The sequence below is a fragment of the Bradyrhizobium sp. AZCC 1721 genome (genome assembly GCF_036924715.1).
Classification (GTDB): Bacteria; Pseudomonadota; Alphaproteobacteria; order Rhizobiales; family Xanthobacteraceae; genus Bradyrhizobium.
In genome coordinates this window covers 7,027,505-7,045,978 of record NZ_JAZHSB010000001.1, presented here as the reverse complement: position 1 = coordinate 7,045,978, position 18,474 = coordinate 7,027,505, and the positions used below count along the sequence as shown (strand labels likewise).

The window sequence follows — 18,474 nt, the reverse complement described above, 5'->3', positions numbered from 1 at the left end:
ATCTAATTGCCAGCTGGATGACGCAGTACGCTATTTTCTGAAAGAAAGACGTAAATCGCGAGCTCCACTCTGCAGCCTATGATGTTGCGCCCTACCGGCAGTGATTTCCGCCGCAGTGTCGCGCTGCTTCCGACTCTTGAGTCCCGACTTTATGCTGAAAGCCTTGTCGATATCAGAAATCAGCAAAGACCGAGCCCCCCGGCCGTAGTGAGGAATGGAGATGGGGCGTTCCTCAGATCCGTGCGATCAATGCCGTAAAGCAAGTACCGCTTCGCGCGCGTGATTCCAACGTAAAAGAGCCGTCGCGCTTCTTCGATTTGCTCTTGCGTTTCGGCACGGAAGAACGGGATGCGTCCATTGTGCAGGTCTATCATTGCGATAGCATCGAACTCACGACCTTTGGCATTATGAAGCGTCGAGAGCTTCAAGGCAGCACCATGACTTGCGTATAGACCGAGATCGGCCAAGGTCAAGTTCGCGACATCCACCCTGTTTGAGCGTATATCGCCTAGGATTTCGTCAACTGAGGAGGTTAGGCGTGAGGTCGCGGGCGCAGTTAGAAGCCCGCCTTCACGGAGAATTATACCAAAGGTCTCGACAGCGGCCTTGAGCCAATCCTCCGCGCCTGTATGGAGTTTTTCCAGACGTCGAGCCTCAGCGAGCAGTCGAAATACGACCGCCCGCCCGTCATAAGAAAAGATATCAAACCGCGGCTGTGCTGTTGCGTTCAACACGGTCTCGAAAAGGCGGCGTTCGATGCCGACTAGCGCGTCGGGCTTCGGCTCGATGAGATAGCCGCAGATCTGCTCAGCCAAAGGCGCAAAAAGCCGGTTGCGTTTGTACGGTCTAGCGCCGGGCCCGACCACGGCTATGCCGTACTCACGTAGCTTGCGTCCGAGCGGGAATAGGCTGAACCAGGTCGGAGCAAGGATGGCAGCTTGACCAAGTGGGATTTTTAGCTCGTCAAGCGCAGGGAGAAAATAGTCCGTCAAAAGTTCGAATGGCGTCGCTGTCTTCTGAAGCTTTGGCGTTTCCGTATAGACCTTAGCCTTGCCGACTGCCGTCATTGGGGGTGCACGAGGGATCAACGTTTCGGCATGGGCGATGACCTGTGGGCTACAGCGGAAGTTTCCGGACAGCGACAGGTCGGTCCTGGCGTTGATCCGTTTGGCGAAGACATCGGCAAGATCGGGGCGCGCCCCGGCGAAGCTGAAGATCGATTGGTTTGGATCGCCGACCAAGAAGAAGCGGGTTCGTTGGCGCGAGGCGATCAGCGTCAGGATCTCGACTTGGAGATCGCTCGTATCCTGGAACTCGTCAATGAGGATAAACGCGAAGCGCGAGGCAAGATGATCGGCTATTTCTGGGAATTTTTTCAGTAGCAGCAGCGAGAAGTAGACGATAAGCGCAAAGTCCGCGTACCCTGCTTCGCGGACCATCTGCCAATAGCGCTTTGCCTCTCGGGTAGAGATGGCGCCGTTGGTGAGCGCAGAGCCAATGGGGGTGCCGGTCTCGTTGATCTGGATCTGGGCGAACTCGTCGTAATCGGTTTGACGAAGGTTGTAACGGCCACTTTCCCGCGTTGTCGCCTCGACGAATTTAGCGAATGCCGGATTATCCTGGCTCAGAACTTCGAAGCCCTTCGCATAGCCCTTTACTCGATAGGCATATGGCCGGAACACGTACTGCAGACAAAATGCGTGGATGGTGCTGATCTCGAAATGCGTTTCATCGCCGACTTGCAGCTGCCGACGCAGTCGCGCCTCGATTTCCAACACTGCCGCGTTTGTGTACGTGATGCAGGCCGCTGCGCGCGGAGTGCCCCGCAATGTGTCGACCGCGCGTAGGAGCTTGGAGACAATTACGTGCGTCTTGCCGCTGCCTGGGCAGGCTGAGAGCATAACATGACCATCGTGGTCGATGGCGGTGCGCTGTTCCGCGGTGAGACTCATGCTTCACCTAGCCAGGCGACGGCGTCCTTAAGATATTTGGGAAGCGCCGTAGCCTTCTCGGTATGACGGGCGGCGATCTGCGCGAAACGGGCCTTTCCGACGCGCTTAGCGGTGCTGAGGACCGTCGCGCGAAGCGGGTCAAGGATTTCAAACTTGGCTTCCTGGCCAAGCCCATCGGCCTGGAGCGCCTTGAGGCCCTTCTTGAGCTTAGACTTAACCCCCGGAAGCCCGAGCTCCTCGGCCGCTGCGATGAACATCGGCAGTGTGCCCGTCATCGTGATCGCCCGCTCGAATGTGGTCTGGCAGACGAACGCCCTGACGTGATCGCTCTCCAAAGACTTCAAATCGGGCGGGGGCGGAAGATCATCTTCGCCATCGTCCCCCGAGAGGACTGCGTCGCTGGGTTTCAAGTCACCGTCACCAACGATAGCGCATTTCTTCGGCAAGCAGCTTTCGCAGAAAAGCTTGCTGTAGACATCGAAATGTACGCCATAGATTGGAATCACCGAGATGCCCGCTCGGTCGAGATCGAGACCCAGCACTGTCTTGACTAACGGCGGTATCAGAAAGAGCTCGGCCGGTCCTTCGACGAGCATCACTTTGCGCGCGAACAGCAGGTTCGACTTGGTGGCGTCTAGGAAACGCTCCAGATCATGCACATCTGTCGGTGAGAGCGATGGATTGAGAGCCGGCACACCTGACGCGGTCGCCGGATCGCCAGTGTGAGTCAGCACCACGAATGTGTTGAGCCCCGCCTGTGCGGTGATGTGCGTACTGTGGGTCGTGAGGATCGACTGGAAGGGAAGCGCACTTAGCGCGTTGTAAAGCGCGAGCTGCAGCTGTGGATGAAGATGTGCTTCCGGCTCCTCGAAGAGGATGATCTGTCCGGCCGACTTCTGCTGGGCCAGCCGCTTGTGGAAATACTCGATCAGGATAGAGATGTAGAGGATGTTGTTGAGGCCGAGCCCATTGTTGGCGGGGTCAAAGTTCTCAACTGCGATGTTCGTCAGCAGGATACGTAGGGCGCGGACGATGATTGGGAACGAGGGTTCGGCAAGACCGAGCCCCACGTCCATCTCGAAGGCCGGCCCGCTAACGGCCTTGAACGACTTGTCAATAGCCTCTGCCAAGCTGGCGATGGTGGGGGAGGCTGCGATCGCCGCGTTCGCTTTTCGTAGAGCGTCGATCAATGTCTCCTGCTCGGCCGACCCGATGTCGCTCACGTCGATTAGGCGCGCCAGTGGCGACGTCCGAGTCTGACGTAGGTCGCTTTCGACGTCGCGCAGAGCTGGCAGGAAGACGACTAGGAAAGACTGGAGGTCGGGGAATCGTATAGACATGCCAATGTCGTCGCGCCAATCGGCCTCCGCCATATCCAACTTGGGATCGCCGCCGCCTGTGATCTCCCATTGGTAATCGTCGAGTGTCAGGTCGCCGGCGTGGCGCTCCTCCGCCTCCAGGTCTTCGCGGACCCCATGTTTGGGCCTGAACCGATAGATGAGGCGAGCGAGGTCGGGTTTAATCTGCCACGCGCCTGCTAGTGCCTCTTCGTTGATCTTGCCTTGATAGTCGGTGATCTCCACCCCGATCAGGACCTGCGTCGGCTCGCTGATGTCGGCGTCCGAGTGTATATCCTTCAGCGCCAGAGCCCGGTAGGAAGATGGCAGGTTCACGTCCAAGCACAGGCGCAGTGCATGGAGGAGGTTCGACTTTCCCGCGTTGTTCTCGCCGATGACGCAGGTCGTGTTCTGACTGAGGCTGACATCCAAGTGCTCGAACGATCTGAAGTTACGGATGACGATACGGCTGATGCGCATGAAGATACCTATGGCCACTAACTAGATGTACTGTCTCTTGAGTCGGAGAGATAGTGCAACTTGTATGATTACACGTTTGGCCGATGATCGATCAATCTGGGTGAGGCCGGCCACTCCGCCGCGCCCAACTGAATGGCCGCCTGGTGGCAAAGCGGACTCTCACCGATCACGGGCTCACTCGAGTAGTTCTCTGTAGAAACGGTCCTGGCGGCCGCCTAGGGACACCCAATCTGGCTCGGACCCTGGCGGGGGTCAGGAAGTCGTTTTCGATTGCCGTCGTGCCCCGCGTCATCCGTGCGCTGTAGGAAGTTACCCTGCGGTCTTCAAAGTCGACCGGATCAAAGACGCCGCATCGTCCATTCCAATGATTCGACGTCCCGCCGAAAACCTGAGCCAGCCACTCTCGTCGTACCAGTATCGTCGACCGACGCTTGCTCCATCGTAGAGATTCAATGCCGATTCCCTGATGGGCCTGAAAGGGATCCGCGATGATTTGATGGCATACCTGTGGGGGCCCTCTATGCGTTTCGAGTAGCCTGACTTGCCGAAGCTGATGCGCAGCTGTTCCGGCTGGTTTCGGTGGAAAAGCTCATGGGCATGCTGACCGGCTTCGACCCGGATGTGGAAATCGCGGTAAAGCCTTATCACAAGCGCGATGAGACTGGCCGGATCACCTTTGTTCCGGCAGCCTAGAACGCGCGAATCAAAGGAGGGCTCATGAATATTAAAGCGACCGCGGCGGGATCGGCACATGAGCCCACTCTACACTGCCCGAACTGCCATCACCCTATCAAACTAACCGAGTCTCTTGCGGCTCCGCTCATTGATGCTATGCAGCGGAGACATCAGGAGCAACTTGCGGCCAAGGACGCCGAGGTTTCGAAGAAGGAGGAAGCGCTTCGTCAGCAGCAAGAAGAGATTGCGCGAGCCCGCGAGACGATTGAGGACCAGGTGAACGGTCGACTAAAGACCGAACGCAGCCAGATCGTGGCGATTGAGGCAAAGAAGGCTCGCGAAGCGACGGCGGCTGAACTGGAAACTAAAAGCAAGGAGCTGAACGAACTTCAGCAGACGCTAGCCCAAAACAACCAGAAGCTCGCTGAGGCTCAGCAGGCCCAGGCGGAACTGCTCCGCAAACAGCGCGCACTTGACGATGAAAGGCGCGAGTTGGAGCTTACGATCGAGAAGCGCGTCCAGGCGACCCAGACTGAAATTCTAGCCAAGGCCAAGCTGGAGGCCGAGGACTCGCTCAAACTCAAGCTCTCCGAGAAAGACCAGCAGCTGCTAGCCATGACCAAGCAGATCGAGGAACTCAAGCGCAGGGCCGAACAGGGCTCGCAGCAGGCGCAGGGCGAAGTCCTTGAGCTTGAGCTTGAGGCTTTGCTCAAGAACAAATTCCCAGCCGACATTATCGAGCCGGTTGGCAAGGGCGAGTTTGGCGGCGATATCGTGCAGCGTGTCAATGCCGCCCTTGGTGACACTGCCGGCGTCATCCTGTGGGAATTCAAACGGACCAAAAACTGGAGCGATGGCTGGCTTGCTAAGCTAAGAGAGGACCAGCGCGCAGCGAAGGCCGACGTCGCGCTCATCATCTCGCAAGCCCTTCCCAGGGATGTCGAAACGTTTGACCTAGTCGACGGCGTATGGGTCGCTCACACTCGCTGCGCCATTCCCGTGGCAGTCTCGCTTCGCCAAACTCTCATCGGCGTTGCCGCCTCGCGCACCGCCCAGCAGGGCCAGCAAACCAAGATGGAGCAGGTCTACCAGTATCTGACCGGCCCGCGCTTCCGCCAACGAATCGAGGCGGCGATCGAGAAATTCGGCGACATGAAGGACGATCTCGACAAAGAGCGCAAATTCATGACCAAGCAGTGGGCGAAGCGCGAAGGGCAGATCATCAGCGTGATCGAGACGACCGCAGGCATGTATGGCGACCTGCAGGGCATTGCTGGCAAGGCACTGCCGGAAATCGCGAGTTTGGATACACCGCTGCTTGAGGCGCCTGGGGAAATCGCAGGCATGAGTTTAGAATTGACTCAGAGAGATGGACATCATTCTAAGGTGAGCCAATGACTGCGGCTACGCGAATAGCCACTTCTGTATTGATGGAGCCCTTCGTAGATCAGCTGCGAAGCGTCCCATTCCTTTTGGCTTCAGAAAAGAGCGGCCAGCTTGCAAGATTGGTGTTTAATGGCCAGGAGTGGACGTTTGAAGCGTTGAAAAGTTCACCTGCTTCGCAAGTTCAGCATTTCGGTTCGAACCCGCCCAAGAAATACTTGTGGGTGACCTATGCTGGCTTAACGTCGGTTTGGTGCGTGAGCCTTTATGCCGCCTGTCTCATCCGCATCGTCAGTACACTTAGCGGGACGCACGAAGGCCCGGTTGATCTAGGCCGCGCTCTTGCTGAGGCTCAGGAGTACATCGAGTTCGTACGGAAGCTTCGTCTGAACGATCTAGATTGGCCTTCCAATCTCGCTGTTCGTCCCTCTTTGAGCGATCCTTTACTGGCAGATGTGAACAACATATTCTTTGGCGCAATGGGGCTAATCTTGCTTCATGAGATCGCGCACATGAGCAAGCGACACCAGATCCATCTTCCGGAGAACCTGAAGATTGGTCAAGAGAACGAGGCGGACGACTTCGCCGGATCCTGGATCTTCGCCGACGTGGCTGATCCGCGTCAGCGTGAGTTTCGGATCCTTGTCGCGGGCATTGCCCTAGCATGGTTATTACTGATGGAGCCACCCGGCGGAGCGCCCGAGCACCCGCCAGCGCATGTAAGGGTGCAGCGCATTTCTCAATACTTCGGCGCCTCAGCGGACAGTCCTGCCCTTGAAGTGGTGTCCCATCTGCTCAAGGCCGTTCTTTTTCCCAGCGAGCAGCCGCCGCCATCTTTTTCGAGGTCCACCGATCTGTTCGATTGGACTATAGATCGTTTACGCGAGCGGCAGCTATGAAGCGATAGGGGCCGGACTTTACCCGAGGTGCTGCAATAAATGGTTCCCCGGGGCCGCATTGCCTTATTTGAGGGGCGAGACTGCGTGCCAGAAGGCGCGGTCCTTTCGGTTTCGGAAGGAAAAAGTTGTGTTTTTGGAAGTGCTGGCCCGGTGCGCAAAGAATTATGATTGAAAATGAAGCGGTTAGAGTGCGTCCGACGAGAAGAAAGCGGCTGGCGATTTCGGGCCAAAGGCCGGATCAGTCGTTCGCTCCAGATCTGCCGCGTGAGCGGGCAGCTCTAAAGGAGACGCCGAACTGCCGCATCAAAGCTAGCTGACCGAAAGTCCCGTTCTGTTCGCAGGGCCCCCCGCCAAGGAATCCGTTTCGGGGCTGCAGTCCGTCACCCCCATTTCACTCTGCCTGACAGGCAAGAATTGCTCTGCAGGGATACCTCTCTTCATCGAGAGGTGTAGGAGCAGCGCTGCAGAGGAGCGATCAATCGAACCTTGGTGAACGCTTGAGGGGCTGTTCTTGACCGAAGGGCAAGGCTTCGCCTGCGAGGGCGAAGCCTTCTTACCTTTGTATCCGAACCTCGGAGCCACGCCGTCGGTAAGCTGTTTGATTGAACGCAACCCTTCTACGGGGAGGCCGGGGTCAGGCGGTCGGCCTTTATGCGCTGCTTCATTCTGACGCGGATGGACAATCTCGCACAATCAATCAGCGAACTTGTCATCTGTGGGTCGGGGCGTCCCGGAGCCCGCTCCTGCTCAACAATGTTGAGCTTCTGCTGATGCCACTCAAGATCGACCGGCTACCCCCGCTCCGCCTGGTTAGCGCCGAGGACCGGTGCCCATAGGGGGCCGGCTATGTAGGTAGTGAAGAACAATTAGATCTCGGCCAAATTGGAATTGTCCCGGGATCGTTCAGAGTGAAGGGCGTATGGACGAGCTTCGGAAGTTGCTCGGATCTTCGTGGCTCACTCCCGTTACGGGCATGGCCACTCACCGTCTTACGGCAGCTCGCCGGAATCGAGGTCGACGCAAACGATTGTTTCGTCCTGATCAGTGGGCACGTCACTTAGCAATGCAGCCGAGAAAGGATTGAGTGCATGCGGCCTATCAATCGGCGGGGCGATCAGTTCGCCTCGATTTTTCTTGTTCGGGCGGCGAGGGTACGTCTTGAGCACGATATGAAGGAATCCGAGCCAATCGCCGTGCTCGACAGCTTCGCGGCCATCCAACGTGATCGTGCCTTTAGCCGGCCAAAAATTGATCTTGGAGATTTTGATGTGATGTTCGCTGCATCTTTTCACATAGTAACCGAGCTCAACCCTCAGGATGGAAATCCACCTACGCCACTCCGGCGGATCTTTTTCAAAGAAAAGGGGGCCAATGCGTTTGTTCATCGAGACTATCCTGCTGGGTGTTGAATGATGGGCTTTTCTGGCCCCTGCCTATCAGCGCTTCGATCGTTCAGGTCGGCTTTGCAGCGGCGGTCGGGATGCGAGCCAACTGCTTGCGTCCTCAAATCTTACGATTGTTCGGGCGCTGACCTTGACCGCTCGGAGGTTGCCGTCGCGGATTTCTTTCCATGCCGTGGTGCGGCCGATGCCTGCCCATATGGCGAACGCGTTGACGGACATCGCGCCGACCGGTGGCTGTAGTTGTTGGGACATTTGACGCTCCTTATTGAAGGCCTTAATTGGCTCCGGAAGGATATAAATTGCGGTACGCACGAGAGCGGACGCCTGCGGATTGGTTTGACGCGCCTAGCTGCCAGCGTTTCCGGACCGAAATCCGGTGTCAGAGATCGGAAGCCTTGCCTGTGGTCCCGCTGCAAAAGGAGGCCCAGGCTTCTGCGAGCTGTCGTCGCTTGTTGAACAGGTCGCCACGCCGGTAGGCGGCCTCGACCTTGTTGCCAATGGTATGTGCAAGTGCCATCTCGACCACTTCGTTCGGAAATGCGGTTCGCTCGGCTGCCCAATCGCGGAACGTCGAACGAAACCCGTGCGCAGTGATGTCCGTGCGGTTGAGGCGCCGGAGCATCATGAGAAACGCCATGCTACTTAGAGGCTTATGCGCGCGACCGCCGGGGAATACGAATTCGCTCGTTCGGATTTCCCTCATCTCAGCGAGGATCACTTGCGATTCGGGCGCCAGTGGAACGCGGTGATTCCGATTGGCTTTCATACGGGCGGCCGGAACGGTCCATAGCTGGGCACTTTCGTCGACCTCGTCCCACCGCATGCCGAGGGTCTCGCTGGTTCGAGTCGCCGTCAGGATGCAGAACTCAAACGCTCGGGCGGTGACAGTTGCTTCTCGGCGGAGGATTTGGATAAATGCGGGCGTCTCATCGATGGGCAAAGCCGCGTGGTGGATGATGGCTGCCACCTTCGACCGCTTTGGCAAAAGGTGGTCGAGATGTCCGCGCCAGCGGGCCGGATTGTCGCCGGTGCGGTATTTCATGACGCGAGCCCAATCGAGAATGCGCTCGATGCGGCCTCGGATGCGGGAGGCTGTCTCGGTCTTTTCCTTCCAGATTGGCTGCAAAACCTTCAGAACCAGATCGTCATCGATAGCGGCGACTGGCAGGTCCTTGAAGATGGGATAGACATACGTCTGGAGGGTCGTCGTCCACTGATCTGCATGCTTGCTGTTCTTCCAGCCGTCCTTGTGGGTGGCGAGATAAGTCTCGGCGCACTTCTCGAAGGTGATGGCGTCAGTCGCTTCGGTGATTTTGGCTTGCTTCTCCTTGAGGCGTTCCTCCAGCGGATCGAGGCCTTTGAGGCGCATAGCCCTGCAGACCTCCGCCTTCTCGCGGGCCTCGGCAAGCGACACCGTATGAAGCGGGCCAAGGCCCATATCCCGCAGCTTGCCACCGATGCGATATCGGTAAATCCAGCTTTTGGAGTTGCCGGGGCGGATCTTCATGTAAAGACCAAGCCCATCGGCATACATGCCCGGTTTGAGATTCTGTCTAATTTTGAGTGCGGTGAGCACTCGTATGCGAGCCATTCCAAAACTTCCGCCTCTTGTCCGAGCCCATATAGGAGGCTGGATTCAGTCGAGGGCCGAGGAAGTTTCGAGCCTGGTGGCTTGGAGGACGCTAGTGGTAGATTCTGTTTACGACGCTGGAGGCCTCTGCCAATCACCTTCAGCCACGGCGTAGTGATACAGCCATCTGCATGGTAGCGGAGCTGTCGATGAATGCTGCCCTAGTTTGGGACGGCGTCATGTGTTTCGGCGCGGAGTCTCAATCCTGATCGGCGCAGGGTACCCCTTAACTTGGAAACAATAAAATCAATGGCCTGGCGGGCTTGCCATGATCCCGATGGGACCATTTTTCGATCAGCATTTACATCAATCGCTTCCGCGGCGGCGATCTGCACCGGCGCAAAACGTGGTTCAACCTTTGAGCTGCAAATGTCATCAAGCAGCGCGCGGCGGCGGGTGGTAATTTGATCGGTTGGCGGCACGGATGGTTGCTAGCTCTCGAAGGCGGCAAGCCAGGAGTCGTCGCCGGACTCAATGATCGTATCAGGAGCCTGATGCAGCGAGACGGCGACCTGCGCTAGCCTCTCCGGAACAGCTTGCCGGAGCAAGCGGGAGAGCGACCGGCTAGTGACGACCTGCCGGCCGTCGTGCTCTGTTAGCACAGACGACTCGTTTCCCGACAATGCCGACAGCAGAACGCTTGTGAACACCGACTCGCCTTCGACCTCGTATGCCAGCTGCGCCACCCTGGCGGCAAAGAAGCGATCGACTACGCACCGGACGCTTGTGGTCCGATGCTCAGGAACGTTCGGGAAGATGAGAGAGCCCATCGGGCTTACTAACGCTTTCGCACCTGCTTCGGCCGTGCGTGATGTGTCCGAAATAAAGACGACGTGTGGGATACCCGAGTAGCGTGCCAGTTGTACGTTCTGCTCGACGCCGACGGCCTCATTGAGATCCTGCGACGCGTCAGAGAGCAGCCACAAGTCTTGCTGCGCGATGTTGGTACCGTGACCGGAGAAGTACACAATGATTTGGTCAAGGTCGCCACCCAGAACGCAGGTTGTGACGGCTTTGCGGATCTCGTTGACGCCGACGGGTTTATCCTCGTCGGTGAACAGCCACACTCTCTCGGAGGGTATCTTCTGGTTCTCGCGCGACCATCGAGCGAATTGCCGCGCGCCCGAGGCCGCAGCTCTAAGAGTGGGTAAGCTCGCGACCCGATCGACTCCGATCGCGATCACGGCCCGCCGGTTGCCGTGCGGAGGAGCCGGACGCTGAGGTGTCGGCGTCGCGCGTGACGATTCAGGCGCTCCTACGTTATCGTCACGCTGAACGAACACGTCGTCGATCCTTGAGGCGGGTGGCCCCTGACGTAACCGAGGTTCCAACTGATCGAGCTGCACGGCGGGACCAGTCACTATCACACGGATGCGGCCGTCGCTCAGGTTCTCGGCGATGCCCGCGAGTCCCAGCGCTGCAAGTTGCTTCTTGACGAAAGCACGAAATCCGACGCCCTGTACGCGACCGCTGATTAGATACTCCCGGCGCTCCGGCTGGTCCGAGACCCGAGGCTGCGTCGCGTGATGGAGAGCCTCGTGCACGTCCGCTACATAGGTGCTGTTCTCTCTACGCTCGAGTGCCATCTCCATTTGTTGGATGATGCGCTGCAACGTCTCGACATCCATCGGGGTGAACGCGGCGCGCCGTCGGTCCTCCACAGATAGAATCCAAACAATTCGGCCGAACTGACGGATCGGATTGCATAGTACCGATCGCACTTCAGACGCGACTCGCACATAGTGTTTGGCATCCTCACTGTCATCATCCACATCGTCGAGAATGACCGGCTCGCCGCGCCGATAAGCCAGGCCGAGCAACCCCAGATCCAGCCGTTGCGTATAGCCATGCTTAACTACAAACGCGCCATCGAAGGCGGCCTGGGCAAGAAGTTCGAACCGCCCAAGCGACTCATCTACTCTAAAAATTGAGGTGTTCTCGAAGGAATAGAAGTCTCCAATATCCTTTACAGCGGTTTGAGCTGCATCCAGTAGACTGCTTGCCTCCATTTTTTTCAACAGATTGGCGACGAACAGGTTCTCCGCGCGCTCCGCCGCATAGATCACCGCTCCGAGCGCCTCATTGGGCACGAGTTGTTGCAGTGTCCTCAAAGTCTCGCTGTTGTAGATCCCCGGCTTTCGCGACAGCAGGCAGAGCCATCCCCTCGTTTCACTCCCCTGGTGCACGGGTAGCGCAATCAACGCGCGATATCCGGCATCGATCGCAGCCGTCGCATCTGGTGCATCGAGCATCTGCGGCGCGGCGCTGAGGACATCTCCGAAATCCGCCACCCAGGTTTGCGGCTGCTTAATCCAGTTGACAAACTCTGGGCTCATTCGCAACCGGCGCGCCGTATGGCGCTTAGGCGCACCGAGTACACAGATTACACGTGAATGCTCTTGGTCCGACGAAAGGATGCTTACATTGGCTTCGTCAAAGTCGACAAAGGGCTTTACTATCGCCATCAATCCTTTGAAGAGCTTATCGAGGTCAGGCTCCTCTGCCACTAAGCGGGCGATATCGCCGCGACCCTCACTGAGGCCGCCGCCGTCGATCATTGGCGACTCATGGGCCGAATTCGTCGACCGTGTGGACCTGCTTGGGCTGCTAGAAGCCTCTCCCGAGAGATAGTCGATTAAGGTGGCGGCGAATGCCATAAGCCATTGTGATTGATGGCCGGAAAATGCTGAAAGGCGTGGCGACTCGATATTGATGACGCCGATCGCCCTGCCATTGATCCCGATGATCGGAATTGCGAGTTCAGACCGCGTCGACGACTCTGCTGGGATGTATCCCGGATCCTCGGTGACGTCAGGAAGGTGAATCGTTGTGCCCGTGCGTGCAGCCCGGCCGATCACACCTTCCCAGGAAGCCTCGCTGTACTCCGCCTTGGGCGTCGCGATACGGCTTGCCGTCAAGACGATCCGGTCGTTCCTCACTCTGAAGAGCTGACAATAACCGGTGTTTGCGACCGCATCGACGACCGCTACCGCAAGCGCCGCGATGCGATCGTACGGCTCCATAGTCTGCCAGACCGACACCCAGTGGTCTGCAGCGCCAATCAGTCCGTGCTGATCAGGCCAGGATGCTGTGTCGTAGAGCTTCAGGAGTTCGCGAAGCCGCGCTGACTGCGTTTCGGACAACATTGCGTGCGACACGCCAGAACCGAGGGCGTCACTCAGCGCTTCCGTTATTGACTCGAAATGATCGGTTGAAATCGTCGCCCCGAGCCGCTTGGCTTCCTCGGCAAGCTGCACGCCGCGGGCACCCGCATAGATGGCGAAAGGCAGATTGGATCTCTGGCGCACACGCCGTAACAAGTCGAGGCCGGCGCGGTTCCCCTCCGGGCGACCGAGATCCGAGATAATCGCGTCGAATCGGTGCTCTGAGATGGCTTGTAATGCATCATTGGTCGAGAGCGCCAACGTCACAAAAACGCCGCTGCGAGCCAGAAATGCGCGTTCCGTGACATTATTGTCTGGACGATCATCGACCCACAGGATCGCGGCGTCACGCAAGGGTGTCGATGTTCGCGGTGACGCGGGTGGCGCCTTGATACCTTTGGCCGCCTGTGCTTCGTCGTCGACCCGGGTTTTAGACGTAGAGGCGTCCGTTTTGCGGGGAAGCGTTGCGCTTCGCGCTGCCTGCTTTATTAACTGAAGAAGTGTATCGGTGCCATTAGTGCCGCCGAATGCGCCAGCGGCGACAGCGCGTGCGCGAAGTTCCTCAGTGTTCATCGTGCTGGCGGCGAAGATCAGTGGGGTCGTGAGTCCGCTCGCGCGCAGCTCCCGCAAGAGTTCGTAGCCCGCATCGTGGTCGTCATTGCGCGTCATATCGCTCAGGATCACATCAAACTGATCAAGGGCAGGGTGTTGCAAGGCCTGTTCCGTTGTGAGCGCATACTGGATCGGCTCTGCACCTCCCTGTTCGAGCATTGCAGCCGGGCCGGCGGTGTTGCTGGGATTGTCGTCTACCCAGAGTAGGCGCAACCCAAGGAAGGGCTTTTCGTTCAACCGATCCGCAAGATAGGCGGCGACCGCCGGTCGGAACTTGAGCCCGATGGGCGTCGCCGCAACGAAGCGAGGGTCCTTGACGAGGGGCCAAAGGTCCGGCCGGACATTGTCAGCGGCGAAAGAAGCGTCCGTGGCGGCGAGGCGTGCAAGCTGACCGAGCAACGGTCTGCTCAGTTGGTCGAGCACCTCAAGCGCTTCTTGGAGGCTCCAATCGGAAAGGGGCTTGCGACGTCCTTGCAGGGCGGTGGTCAGGTGCGCAAATGCGCGGGCCCAAACTGGCAGCCTGGTATCGCCTTGTTCGTCCACAAGGAGGGCGGAGAACTGAAGGTTGCGACCTGCGATCGCGCTGAGGTGTGCTGAGACGCGCTGATCGAGCGCGACTGCCAGCGCGACGGCGTCAGCATTGCGGAGCGATCGAAGAAGATGCGGGCGTACCGCGCCGCTTATTTCGAAGTAGGTCGTCTCGCTGGTTCTCCGACTGGCCTCCTCGCTGCCGCAGGCAACCACAACTCCGCTGAGCATAAGCTCGGCCAAAACCGAGAAATCAGTTCGCCCTCCCTGAGTCACCTCCTGAACCAGCCGCGCGACCGGCAATGTAAAAGGCGCGCTGGCAAGCATGACTGCGAGGTCAAAAGCAGCGACCGATCTTTCACGCAAATTGGTGAGCGCGCGGGCGGGCTCGAGCTTTTCCGGCAGGAGTTTGGCGAGTTCAGTATCCGTCAACGCCTCGGCCGGATCGATCAGGAACGCTTCGCTGCCCTGGCCCAATCCCATCTGCATCCGCGACCAGGCACGAAGGGCCTGCGGCACGATCGGCACCGCAGGCAAACGAAGTATTCGAGGCTGCGAGGGATCCGGACTGAGCCGCCACCAGAACGTCTCTACGTCCAGAGCTTCTGCCGCACTGCCCGGACGGCTTGCGCGCGCGAGCGCCTGTGGCTCACCCAATAGCGTGTATGTCCAGCGATGCCGAGGCAGCAGATGCAGCAACACGAGGCTTGCCGCCGACCAGGACTTCAGGAGACTGGCATAGGTTCCGTCGACCCAATGCAGGGAGTCGCCGTGACTGGCAAAAAGTACTAGGCGCCGCTCGTCGCCAGCGAGAATTCGCGGCGAAATCAGAGCACCGGCGGGAGTTTCGAGCCGCGCCTTTTGTGGATCGCGAGGCTTGGCCTGATCCAATCGAAGCCGCCAAATGCGCACGAGCCGGAAAGCCCCGGTTTGACGCAGCAGATCGGTAAACTCGCGCAGTGGCGCGCCCCAGACTTCGACCGCCGGCTCGTCCTCCAACACAAGGTGAGCTTCGTACCAACGCTCCTGCTGCGGACGCAGCGCCGCGAAGAGCCCTTCACCGAGCACTAGCCGCAGTTCGGCGGTGAGTTCCGCCGTACGTGCTTCATCCAGTTCGAGTCGTACGTCCGACTGTCGACGTTGTCGAAATGGCCTCAGCGCACGCGCAACGGCAAGCCGGTCCGGAAGTGTTCGCGCTGCCGGTAACAGGATCGGGGAAGCCGTTACGGTCCGATCTTCCGACGTGACGTCTCCATGGGCATAAAGGCCGGCGTGGGCGCGAGCCTCATCTCCGTCTGTTTTGTCATTTGCGCGCTCCTCCCGCTGCCGACCCCGCTCGCGGTTCTTTCGCGCATCTGCCTTCTGGCTGAAGGAAGGTCCGCTGTGCGAACCGGGGCCGTCACGCAGAGCGGCGCCCCCAGGTTTGATCGCCGAAGACGCACCGCCAAGATCAAGTTTGCGGCCGAGGCTCGCGAGCCAGAGCGCGTCGAGCACATTCTCCCAGCTCGCATCAAAGTCGGCATCACGCAGGATCGTGATGAACTCCGTGAGCCTTTGGTCAGCTTTGACCCTCACGCGGTCGCGCCACTCAACGGTCGGGCGAGGGCTGTTCGGACGGCCACCAGCTCTTCGTGGCTGAAACTGCGGGCATCTCTGTTCCGCATCGCGACCGTCAGGAAAATCGAGTTGAGCAACTGGTCCGTCGAGACATCGCTCTGCTGACGATCCTCCAGAAATTTGTCAATCAACGCGGTCATCTCCTCTCGCTTCTCCATCGAAATGAATTTCTCCAGGTGTGCATAGATAATCGCAGTGAGTTCGTCTTTTGTTGGCGGATCGATCGTCAATCGCACGCAACGCCGGAGAAATGGCGCGGGAAACTCGCGTTCGCCATTCGAGGTCATGACGACGAACGGGAACTGCTGACTGATCAAGCGGCCTTTCTCGATCTGGACGCTCCGCCCGGACGCGTCTTTGATAGTGACCAACGGCCGCCCTCCAAGGCGCTGAAGCTCCGGAATATCATACTCGCCATCCTCGATTACATTCAGGAGGTCATTTGCAAAGTCGAAGTCCGACTTGTCGATCTCATCAATCAATAGCGCACGAGGGCGGCTGTGAGCCATAAGCGCGGCGCCAAGCGGACCCAGTGTCAAATATTCCTCCACCGGCGGGTCGATACCCTTGCCGGCCTGCAGCCGTCCAACCGCGTCATACTCATAGACGCCGCCTCGCACCGTGGAGCGCGAGCTGACCGACCACTTCAGGACCGGCCCAAGCTTGAGTTCGTAGGCAACCTTGCTGATCAGCGTCGATTTCCCTGTCCCTGGCCTGCCAGTGAGGAGCAAAGGCCTTCGCAGATAGAGAGCGGTGTTGACCGCAATGATCATCGCTTCACTCGGCAGAAAGGTCGTCGCCTTGGAAGCCGGTGCCTTCAAGTCGAGGTCGGCGTCCGGCGGGCCGATAGCCGCCATCGCGCGCGCAAATCGCCAGGGTGGTGGATCGGGAAGGCCGTCGAGTCCATCATGCGGCTCTCCGCGTCCGCGAAAAATCTTCCAATCCTGGTCACTCATCCACTTTCTCCGAATGCTTGGCGAACGGTTGGAATGTCGGCTGATCCCATAGCAGCGATCCCGATCGCACAACTCCGGCATCGGCAATCCGCTTTTGCGAAATGGCCTGCGGCATCTCGGCTAGTGTTTTCAAGCCACGAACGAGTTCCGTAAGGGGCTGTTCGGCATCTGGCTCATCGTCATCGTGCGGCCAATAGAGATATGGCGCTCCGAGTTGGATCAGGCCGTTCAGCACCTTTTTGCCTGAAGACCCCACTGGACCTCGTTTGATCGCCGTAGCCGCGAGGCACAGCGTGGGTTGCCGAGGTAGCGACTGCCCCGGCCGGCATAGTGTCCAGCACAGCTCTGACACAGACAGTTTGCTTATGTCATTGAACCGCTCGACCCACGCGCGTTTTGCGGCGGTCGGCGTCGGCTTTACCCGTGGGCCATGGTGCAGGATGACCGCGTGCTCCTCACCAAGCTCATAACCTTGTTTGAGCCCAGGAAGTCGATGAAAGGGCCAATCGAACGCGACCGGCTCGAGGACAAAATGAATTTCCAGATCGTTGGCAAGTTGTTCGGCGCTGAGTCTCTCCAGTAGCGAAAGGACCGCACGCCCGGTGTCGTCCCAAGACTGAACCGGAATTGGGTCGAAGACGCGACCTTGCACTTCGGTCAGGTCGAGATTTCGCAGGAATGGCTGCAAATTTCTGAGCTCCCCGTTCGAGTCGGCCTGCACGTCGAAGATCAGCAACTTGCGACTCCTCTCAATCGCAAGCTCATGCCCTGCGTCAGCGATCACGGCTTTCCTGGCATTGAGCTCCAGCCAGTTTTTCAGCGCGGATTTGTTGTTTGCGACGGACGGATCGTCACAGAGCCGAAGCACGAACTGCACAGTCGCATAGGTGGCGCGCGGCGCACGATCGCCCACGCCGTTAAGTTCGCGAATCATGCCAGCGATACCCTGCGCCAGCAGGAGGCGATCGTTCTTCATGGCCCTGGCCGTTGCACGGAATTGACGTTCCAGTGCACTGCGAGAAATGCCCAGTTTAATGACCAACTCGGTCAGATCGTCGGCTATCTGGTCATCGCTACGGCGTGCGATGCCAACGAATTTCTCGTGCTGGCCTTCTTCGGTGTCGACCGACAGAAGGAAGCGATCGAGCTGAGAGCCGTCCAACTCGGCGTCGAGTCGCGTCTTGAAAGTCTTCAGGTTCGGAAAGCCGGAGAACGTCTTCAGCGCCTGTAGCGCGCAGTAGGTGAAGGCGCCCTGGCCGGTAGCGGCGATCGCGAAGCCGCCCTCGGGCGTCGCAAAGAAGATGTGATGATGGCGCGGAAATACCTGGTCGATCTCGTAAGATGCGGGTTCCACCGGCAACCTGCTGTTTGTGCCGCACACGTCGAGGAGCGCTAGCATCCGCCGTAGACCGGGATATTGATCGGTCCGCAATTTGCGGAAGAAAAGCGAGGCGTTGAACACACGGTCGCGCAGGGTTTCAGTGTAATCGGAGCAAAACAGCAGCCGCTGCCCCTTGTTGTCGGTCATGCCGTGGCCTGACCAGTAAAAGAGCAATGCTGATCCGTCTTCCGCGCTAGGCAGTTCCTCGCGCAAGACGGTATCGATGTCGCGCAAGGTCGTACCCCTGACCTCGACGCCGGCCTTCTCAATTTCCGTCGTCGCTTCTGCGCCAAGCGCTGTTGCGAAGAAATAGATGTCCTTGGGCTCAACGCCCGTCGTGAGTGCCCAGTTCGCGACCGCAACGGCATTCGCTGCAGGGGCCGACACTTTCATGTCGTCGATCTTGTACTGTTCGATACCGACGATCACCGCTCTGATGGTCATGCCAGACTCTCTT

General features: G+C 58.6%; 10 protein-coding genes. 2 read left to right on the top strand and 8 right to left on the bottom strand.

What is annotated here, in order from left to right:
* Window positions 1-179: 179 nt before the first annotated feature.
* Together V1273_RS33460 and V1273_RS33455 are read right to left on the bottom strand one after the other, a co-directional pair.
* Window positions 180-1,952 carry an ATP-dependent helicase gene (locus tag V1273_RS33460; protein ID WP_334412090.1) on the bottom strand — a complete coding sequence of 591 codons (1,773 nt, stop codon included), beginning with the start codon at window positions 1,950-1,952 and terminating at the stop codon, window positions 180-182.
* Window positions 1,949-3,769, bottom strand: a complete 1,821-nt coding sequence (locus V1273_RS33455) for an ATP-dependent nuclease (RefSeq protein WP_334412089.1) — start codon at window positions 3,767-3,769, stop codon at window positions 1,949-1,951. The genes V1273_RS33460 and V1273_RS33455 overlap by 4 nt, the downstream gene beginning before the upstream one ends.
* Before the next feature lie 717 nt (window positions 3,770-4,486).
* Here V1273_RS33455 and V1273_RS33450 point away from each other — a divergent pair.
* Both V1273_RS33450 and V1273_RS33445 read left to right on the top strand, forming a co-directional pair.
* Window positions 4,487-5,842 carry a DUF2130 domain-containing protein gene (locus V1273_RS33450; protein ID WP_334412088.1) on the top strand — a complete coding sequence of 452 codons (1,356 nt, stop codon included), beginning with the start codon at window positions 4,487-4,489 and terminating at the stop codon, window positions 5,840-5,842.
* On the top strand, window positions 5,839-6,726 hold the full coding sequence (locus V1273_RS33445) for a phage exclusion protein Lit family protein (protein WP_334412087.1): 888 nt from the start codon (window positions 5,839-5,841) through the stop codon (window positions 6,724-6,726). The genes V1273_RS33450 and V1273_RS33445 overlap by 4 nt, the downstream gene beginning before the upstream one ends.
* A 989-nt stretch (window positions 6,727-7,715) precedes the next feature.
* Here V1273_RS33445 and V1273_RS33440 read toward each other — a convergent pair.
* The 6 genes from V1273_RS33440 to V1273_RS33415 form a co-directional block, all read right to left on the bottom strand.
* Window positions 7,716-8,111: a hypothetical protein gene (locus V1273_RS33440; protein WP_334412086.1), complete on the bottom strand. Its 396-nt coding sequence runs from the start codon at window positions 8,109-8,111 to the stop codon at window positions 7,716-7,718.
* A 397-nt stretch (window positions 8,112-8,508) separates the two neighbouring features.
* Window positions 8,509-9,720 (bottom strand): tyrosine-type recombinase/integrase, encoded by a 1,212-nt coding sequence (locus tag V1273_RS33435; protein ID WP_334412085.1) that lies wholly within the window; start codon window positions 9,718-9,720, stop codon window positions 8,509-8,511.
* 200 nt (window positions 9,721-9,920) lie between these two features.
* Complete coding sequence (locus V1273_RS33430) at window positions 9,921-10,181, bottom strand: hypothetical protein (protein ID WP_334412084.1); 261 nt, start codon at window positions 10,179-10,181, stop codon at window positions 9,921-9,923.
* A 9-nt stretch (window positions 10,182-10,190) separates the two neighbouring features.
* The gene (locus tag V1273_RS33425) at window positions 10,191-15,638 is read right to left on the bottom strand and encodes an SAV_2336 N-terminal domain-related protein (protein ID WP_334412083.1); all 5,448 of its coding nucleotides are present in this window, start codon (window positions 15,636-15,638) and stop codon (window positions 10,191-10,193) included.
* Window positions 15,635-16,636 carry an AAA family ATPase gene (locus V1273_RS33420; protein ID WP_334412082.1) on the bottom strand — a complete coding sequence of 334 codons (1,002 nt, stop codon included), beginning with the start codon at window positions 16,634-16,636 and terminating at the stop codon, window positions 15,635-15,637. The genes V1273_RS33425 and V1273_RS33420 overlap by 4 nt, the downstream gene beginning before the upstream one ends.
* Entirely contained in the window at window positions 16,629-18,461 is a 1,833-nt protein-coding gene (locus tag V1273_RS33415; RefSeq protein WP_334412081.1) for a VMAP-C domain-containing protein, read from the bottom strand. The genes V1273_RS33420 and V1273_RS33415 overlap by 8 nt, the downstream gene beginning before the upstream one ends.
* Between the last annotated feature and the right edge of the window lie 13 nt (window positions 18,462-18,474).